The sequence below is a fragment of the Algoriphagus alkaliphilus genome (assembly GCF_900103735.1).
GTDB classification, from domain to species: Bacteria; Bacteroidota; Bacteroidia; order Cytophagales; family Cyclobacteriaceae; genus Algoriphagus; species Algoriphagus alkaliphilus.
Genome location: NZ_FMXE01000058.1, coordinates 1 through 7,279, shown reverse-complemented (window position 1 = coordinate 7,279; position 7,279 = coordinate 1). Strand labels below are relative to the sequence as shown.

The following is a 7,279-nucleotide window of genomic DNA, read 5'->3' as shown; positions in this document are numbered from 1 at the left end:
AAAAGTTACGGCCTTCCTGCCGCTTACCGGAGAAACTACCGCAGGTTTAGTGCAACAAGGGGTTTGCGATAGCGGGGGTTCCGTGCTTCGCGGACACATTTGTGCAAGGTGGAAGTTCAGTTCTCCGAATGAAGTTTAGTGCTAAAACTCCCCGCCATCGCAAACCCCCAAAACGTTGGGTGCAAGCCTATTTGACCGGACAACAGACGAAAAACTAACGGACAGAAAAGCCACCGCACAAATGGCACATTTGGTTTTGCCCGACACAAAAGCCTACCCTTCGCAAAACCAAAAGAGCCATTTTTTGCCAACGCACCGGACAACAGCAACAAACTTGACATTGACAAATTGTTGAAAAATATGTTCAATATATTGCACCATTTTAGAACGAGATTTTTACCTTTGACACATTAACAAATTAAACAGCGGGGGCAACGCTATAAATTCTGCACACAGACAAATGAAACCAAATAAACCGGGACAAGTAGCAAAGTTTCACACACCGCTACCAGACGAAAATCCAGACCAACTTTACGTTGTTTTAGAAATCAAAGAAGACGTTGAAAGACCAAGAGCAGACATTAAAGCTCTAAACACAGGACTTTCATTCCCTCCTATCAACACAGTTTTACTTGACGACCTTGAAGTTGTAGAAGTTGACACTTCCGACCTCGTTGGACACGAAGTAACAATTAACAAAGCCGACTATTCACAGGCGACAGGAAAAGTTGTAAAAGTGAGCGAACAGAAAATTATGCTTGACTTGACAAAAGGAGTTAAAGGAGTTGAAACAGATGTTTGGCTGACAATTCAAGACGAATTCGGAACAGAACACACAGGAACTTTATTTGTGAATTAACATACAATTCTATGAACGCAGAATTAACGGCAACAGAAAATCAAATAAAAGATTATCGGCTAAAACTTGGCGACAAAATTAGAATTGTTCGAGAGCAAAGAGGTTACAGCCAAGAACAATTAGCAGAACTGATGAACATTAACCGTTCGACAATTTCAAAAATTGAAAATGGTAAATTCAGCATTACAGTTGACTATTTGGTTCGCTTTTCGATTTTCCTTGACTATGAATTTAAAGTTGTAGAAAAGTAGGGCTATGGACAAGCTTACAGTAGAACAAAGAAGAAAGAATATGCAAGCAGTTAGAGCCTTCGGCTCTAAGATTGAAACTGCTCTTGCAAAAGCTTTGTTTGCTCAAGGTTTGCGTTATAGAAAAAATGATAGAACAGTTTTTGGGAAACCTGATTTAACCTTTAAAAAATATAAACTTGCTGTTTTTGTTGACAGTGAGTTTTGGCACGGTAAAGATTGGGAAACAAAAAAGTATGACCACAAAAGCAATCAGGAATTTTGGCTGACAAAAATTGAACGCAACATAGAGCGTGACAATGAGGTAAACGAAAAGCTTATTGCAGAAGGTTGGAAAGTATTAAGATTTTGGGGTAAAGACATTACCAAAAATCTTGACAAGTGCATTACTAAAATTCAAAAGACTATAAATGAAACTGAAAGAAAAAATATCAATTGACGAGTTTGACGGAAAACGGTTTCAAATCAGATTAGTTGAAGCAGTTCCGGCTAATCACAAGAAAGCTGTTATCACTCATTATCTCCACAATATTGATAATGGAGTAGCGAAGCATTTCAAGAAAGATGCAATGAAATATTTGAAAGAATATGTTCAATTCCAAGAGGAAGAAAACAATCTTTCAATGGTTGCAGAAAATGCTTTACAACAATTACTTTTTGAAGTAAATGATGTTCCTTTTCCAACTCCTGATAATTACACTTTCAAGTTTATAGACTTGTTTGCCGGCATTGGTGGTTTCAGAATGGCAATGCAAAATTTAGGTGGTAAATGTGTTTTTACAAGTGAGTGGGATAAAGAAGCACAAAGAACTTATAGAGCAAATTTTGGTGAAGTTCCATTTGGTGACATCACAAAAGAACAAACTAAAAAATTCATACCTGATGGATTTGATGTTTTGTGTGCTGGATTTCCTTGTCAAGCATTTTCTATTGCCGGAAAACGTGGAGGATTTGAAGATACAAGAGGAACCTTATTTTTTGATGTTGCAGAAATTATAAAAAGAAAGCAACCTAAAGCTATTTTTCTTGAAAACGTAAAAGGTTTAAGAAATCATAATGGTGGAAAAACTTTGGCAACAATTTTAAATGTATTGAGAAATGACTTAGGATATTATGTTCCCGAACCACAAATTTTAAATGCAAAAGACTTTGGTGTTCCTCAAAACAGAGAGAGAATTTTCATTGTTGGCTTTCATAAAAGCACAAAGGTTTCAGAATTTGAATACCCAAAACCGCTTAACAAAAAAGTAAAGTTTGCAGACATTAAAGAGAAGAAAGTTCCACCAACAAAATTCTATCTATCAACTCAATATTTACAAACACTTCACAACCACAAGTCAAGACACGAAAGCAAAGGAAACGGTTTTGGGTTTGAGATAATATCGGACACAGGCATTGCCAACGCAGTTGTATGCGGTGGAATGGGCAGAGAAAGAAATTTGGTAATTGACAAGCGAATAAAAGACTTCACTCCTACTACTCACATAAAAGGCGAAGTAAACAGAGAAGGAATTCGTAAAATGACACCCCGAGAATGGGCAAGACTTCAAGGCTTCCCGGACAATTTTTTAATTCCGGTTGCTGATGCTTCCGCATACAAGCAGTTCGGCAACTCCGTTGCCGTTCCTGCTATTCAAGCAACCGCAGAGCAAGTATTAAAAGCAGTTAAAATCAAAATTTTAAAATGATAACAGGAAATAAAGGTGAATGGAGTGAAATATATGCACTATTCAAATTATTAGGCGACAAGAATCTTTTTGCCGGTGATGCCGACTTGAAAAAAGTTGAGAATTTATTCTATCCCATCATAAAAATTATCAGAAATGAAACCGGTGGCAACTACGAATATGAAATAACCGGTGATTTAGTTGTTGTTTCAGGAGGCAAAGAAAAACTGCGAATTCCTGTTAAAACATTTTCAGAACAAGCAGTAAAGCTACTTTCCAAAATAAAAGGTTCTACAGGTGCATTTAGCATCCCTGAAACCGAAGCCTTTATGAAATCTGTTAACTGCGGAACATTAAAAGCAAAGTCAACTTCAAAATCTGACATCAGAATTGTAATACACGACCAAAGAATAAATCAAACAGCAGAATTGGGATTTAGCATTAAATCTCAATTAGGAGGTGATTCCACTCTTTTAAATGCGGGGAAAACGACAAACTTTGTATATCAAATCAACGGTTTTAAAGGTTCTACTTCTGACATTAAAAAAATAAACGCAATTGACACGAGAAGTAAAATTAAAGACCGTTTAGAGGAAGTGAAAAAGCTTGGCGGAAAATTAAAGTTTTTATCGCTTGAGCAGGATATTTTCAAAAACAATTTGGTTCTTATTGACAGCTTATTGCCTAACATACTTGCAGAAGTAATCAAACAATTCTTTACAAGTAATTTAAGCACGATAAGTGCATTAACTGAAGAGATAAGTTCAAAGAATCCACTGGGTTATGACACTCAATTTTCACACTCATTTTACGAATACAAAATCAAAAGATTTTTAACTGATGTAGCACTCGGAATGATGCCATCAAAAGTTTGGGGTGGTTTATATGATGCAACAGGCGGTTATTTGATTGTAAAAGAGGACGGAGAGATTTTATGCTATCACATTTACAACAGAAATCAATTCGAAGATTATCTGTTTCACAATACCAAACTTGAAACAGCAAGCAGCACCCGACACGATTTTGGAAATGTTTTTTCAGAAGGTGAAAACTTGTATTTTAAACTAAACCTTCAAATACGATTTATATAATGAGTAAAGAATTACAATTTCGTATTAGTTCAGGTCTAAAAAATATAATCGGTAAGGATTTAATTACTGATGATTTCATTGCAATTTTTGAATTAGTCAAAAATTCGTTTGACGCACATGCAACAAAAGTTGAGATAGAATTTGAAAATATTTTAAGTAGTAATGGTAATATAAAAATTACCGACAACGGCAAAGGCATGAATTATGACGACCTATTGAATAAATGGTTGTTTGTTGCTTATTCTGCTAAGAAAGACGGAACAGAAGACATAGATTATAGGAATAAAATACAATCTAAAATATACTATGCAGGGGCTAAAGGAATTGGACGATTTTCATGTGATAAGTTAGGTTCGTATTTAACCTTAACATCTACAAAAGATGAATTAAACTCTCAAACTGAACAAATTGTAGTTGATTGGTCGAAATTTGAGCAAAATGCTAAAGATGAATTTATTAATGTAAGTGTTAATCATCAAACGCTTAAAACTAATCCAAGTAAGTTCCAGACAGGAACAATGTTAGAAATTTATGGACTTAGAAATGATTCAGTTTGGGATGTAGATAAACTTTTGCGACTCAAAAATTCTCTTGCCAAACTAATTAATCCATTCAGTGGGAACAATAAACGCCAGTTCGAAATAAAAATAATAGCCAATGATTTCATTGAGCATGATTCACTACAAATTGACAACAATCGAAAAATTAATGGATTAGTCGAAAATCATTTGCTAGAAATTCTAAAAGAAAAAACAATAAAAATATTTTCAGAAATATCACTGGATGGAAAAACTATTACAACTGAATTATCTAACAATGGAGTTTGGTTGTATAGAATAAAGGAAGAGAATGAAGAGTTTGTTTTATTACAAGAAATTGTTGTAGAGCTTTATCATCTAAACAGAGCTGCAAAAAATAATTTCACAAGACAAATGGGGATGAAAGCTGGTGAATATGGCTCAGTTTTTCTCTACAAAAATGGGATTCGTGTATATCCATTTGGTGAGCCTGGTGAAGACTCCTTTGAACTAGACAGAAGACAACAAAATAGATTAGGTGATTTTGTTGGAACTAGTGAGTTGATTGGAAGAATAGAAATTCTGGGTGAAAACGAGGAATTTAAGGAAACAACAAGTCGTGGAGATGGTCTAATAAAGAATTCGAGTTATAACCAATTAAAATCTTTCTTTATTGAAAAGGTAATTGTGAAGTTAGAAAGCTTCAAAAAGAACATATTGAAATATGGAGTAGATATAGAAGAGTTTGAAAACACATCAAAAGACCAAGAAAAAATAGTTCGATTAATAGCAGACATTTCAAGTAGTGATAAAATAGAATCAATTGAATTCAACCCTAATCTAATTGATATTATTAGCCATACTCAAGAGGAAAGTAGTAGTGCAAAATCACTATTAAAATCGATTGAGAAACTTGCAAGAGATACCGACAACCCTGATTTGATTGCAAAAATCAAAAAGGTTAAAAACACCTTGGATGATGCTATTGTTATAGCAGATTTGGCAGAGGAAGAAATTAGAGAAAAAGAAAAAGAGATTAAAGAAAATGTTGCTCAAAATCTTTTTCTTAAATCTTTAAAGAGCCAAGATTTAGTTGACTTAGTAAGTTTAATGCATCATATAGGTATTTCTTCAGGTATAATTAGCAACCATCTTAAAATTCTTACTTATAAGATAGACAAGAATATTCCGATTACTAATGAAGAACTCAAAAGAGCAATTGGGGTGCTTAATCTTGAAAATCATAAGATATTATCCATCTCAAGGTTTGCTACTAAAGCTAACTTCAAAATGAATGCCGAAGACCAAAGGCTTGACATGATAGAATTTATTACACAGTATATTGAAAATATTGCAGGAACATACAATAGTGGTATAAAAATAAATCTACATTTTAGCAAAGAAGAAAAGTTTATCACGAATTTCAAGCCAATTGAAATGACAATAATTATTGATAACCTAATTAATAATTCTAAAAAAGCTAATGCAGACGTAATTGATGTAACACTTACTTCATTCGACCATTCACTTATAGCTTCATTTAGCGATAATGGTGTTGGAATACCACCAAAAGATAAAAAGAAAATATTTGACTTTGGTTTTACAACAACTGGCGGTTCAGGGCTTGGATTAACTCACATTAAAGAAATCTTAAGTAAAATAAACGGAAAAATTGAATACGTGAATAAGGCAGAACCGGGTGCAGAATTCTTATTAACTTTTAATAAATAAAAAAATGACGATTAAAATTTTATTGTTCGAAGACTCTGAAACCAAAATGGAATCATTCAGAGAATATTTAGCATTAAGACTAAAGCATGAATTGGATAGTGAACTTGATATTTTGCAACGTTCAGATGACTCAATGCTTGAATCAGACCTAATGACAAATACCTTTCACATTATATTAATTGATGATGACTTAGGAAATGATAGATGGGGAAACGAAATAATTGACAAGATTATAATAATGACAGATGAGACTCCTGAAGCTGCAAGGGTTCCCAAAATTTATTACTCTGCTGGGACATCAATTGACGAATTAAAGAGTAAAATCAAACATCATGGGAATATCCCATGTGTTACATTTGAGAGTCTTGTTGATAGTGTATTTGAAAGAATTAAGTCAAGATATTTTAATCAGTCCTAAAATTGGTGGCACATTTGCAAAACCGCACAAGCAAACGCAAAAGCCAAGTTTTGCAAAAGAGCCACCAAGCCAACGCACGACAAAAACCAATACGAAATGACTGAGAAACAATCGACAAAAACAGAAGGCCAGCACCCAACAACTAAGCTTTCGTTGCGTGCGGAGCACGAACAATGAAAGCGCTGTTGCACGAAACCGGTGAGGTTCTTATGGGGATTGAATCGGAATTTCAGTTGGATTTGTAGGGTTGGTTAGTTCAAAAAGTTCGCTTTGTGTCGTGGATCACATTCAAAAAGCAATCTAATTATAGAATTTTCTGCCCTTCCAAACCCGTTTTGGAAGGGCTTTTTTGTAGTATGGGCCTGCCTTGGCGGCAGACAGGCATAGCTTCGCCAGCCCGATCAAAATCGGGGATTAGAATTGGGTCGGGACAGCAGAAAACACCGCCTTGGGCGGGCCACGCTTGGGCAGGCGCTGAATGCTCACCATGCTTTCCTTTTGGCAGCAAGGGCAATATCTTGGATTGAATATTTCGAGGACTCTGTTTTCTGGTTCGGGAAGCGGCAGTCCAAGTTCCCGATGAATGATCGGAATCGTTATTTGCTTTGCCGAACTTCCCAATATCCCAAAGTGCCTGATCCGTACCATTCCCTTTGGGAGGATATGCAGGGAGAATCGCCGGATAAACTCCAGATTGTCCAGGCTCATCTCCAGTTTTTGGGCTCCCTGACGGTAGTCTTTGTAACT

At 35.3% G+C, this 7,279-nt stretch carries 8 protein-coding genes; 7 read left to right on the top strand and 1 reads right to left on the bottom strand.

Features of this window, described 5'->3' with window-relative positions:
- Window positions 1-460 precede the first annotated feature (460 nt).
- From BLQ81_RS21520 to BLQ81_RS21490, 7 genes are read left to right on the top strand one after another with little or no spacing between them, the layout of a single operon-like run.
- Window positions 461-859, top strand: coding sequence for a hypothetical protein (locus BLQ81_RS21520; protein WP_092735127.1), 399 nt, complete (start codon window positions 461-463; stop codon window positions 857-859).
- A gap of 11 nt (window positions 860-870) precedes the next feature.
- Entirely contained in the window at window positions 871-1,110 is a 240-nt protein-coding gene (locus tag BLQ81_RS21515) for a helix-turn-helix domain-containing protein (RefSeq protein WP_092735124.1), read from the top strand.
- A 4-nt stretch (window positions 1,111-1,114) separates the two neighbouring features.
- The gene (locus BLQ81_RS21510) at window positions 1,115-1,546 is read left to right on the top strand and encodes a very short patch repair endonuclease (protein ID WP_092735121.1); all 432 of its coding nucleotides are present in this window, start codon (window positions 1,115-1,117) and stop codon (window positions 1,544-1,546) included.
- Window positions 1,518-2,795, top strand: a complete 1,278-nt coding sequence (locus BLQ81_RS21505; RefSeq protein WP_092735118.1) for a DNA cytosine methyltransferase — start codon at window positions 1,518-1,520, stop codon at window positions 2,793-2,795. The genes BLQ81_RS21510 and BLQ81_RS21505 overlap by 29 nt, the downstream gene beginning before the upstream one ends.
- Window positions 2,792-3,865 carry an HpaII family restriction endonuclease gene (locus BLQ81_RS21500; RefSeq protein ID WP_092735115.1) on the top strand — a complete coding sequence of 358 codons (1,074 nt, stop codon included), beginning with the start codon at window positions 2,792-2,794 and terminating at the stop codon, window positions 3,863-3,865. The genes BLQ81_RS21505 and BLQ81_RS21500 overlap by 4 nt, the downstream gene beginning before the upstream one ends.
- On the top strand, window positions 3,865-6,114 hold the full coding sequence (locus BLQ81_RS21495) for an ATP-binding protein (protein WP_092735112.1): 2,250 nt from the start codon (window positions 3,865-3,867) through the stop codon (window positions 6,112-6,114). The genes BLQ81_RS21500 and BLQ81_RS21495 overlap by 1 nt, the downstream gene beginning before the upstream one ends.
- A gap of 46 nt (window positions 6,115-6,160) precedes the next feature.
- Window positions 6,161-6,532 (top strand): hypothetical protein, encoded by a 372-nt coding sequence (locus BLQ81_RS21490; protein ID WP_139183706.1) that lies wholly within the window; start codon window positions 6,161-6,163, stop codon window positions 6,530-6,532.
- Window positions 6,533-6,946: 414 nt separating this feature from the next.
- Here BLQ81_RS21490 and BLQ81_RS21485 read toward each other — a convergent pair.
- Window positions 6,947-7,279 (bottom strand): transposase (locus tag BLQ81_RS21485; RefSeq protein WP_175454319.1); only part of this gene is annotated, 333 nt, incomplete at its 5' end.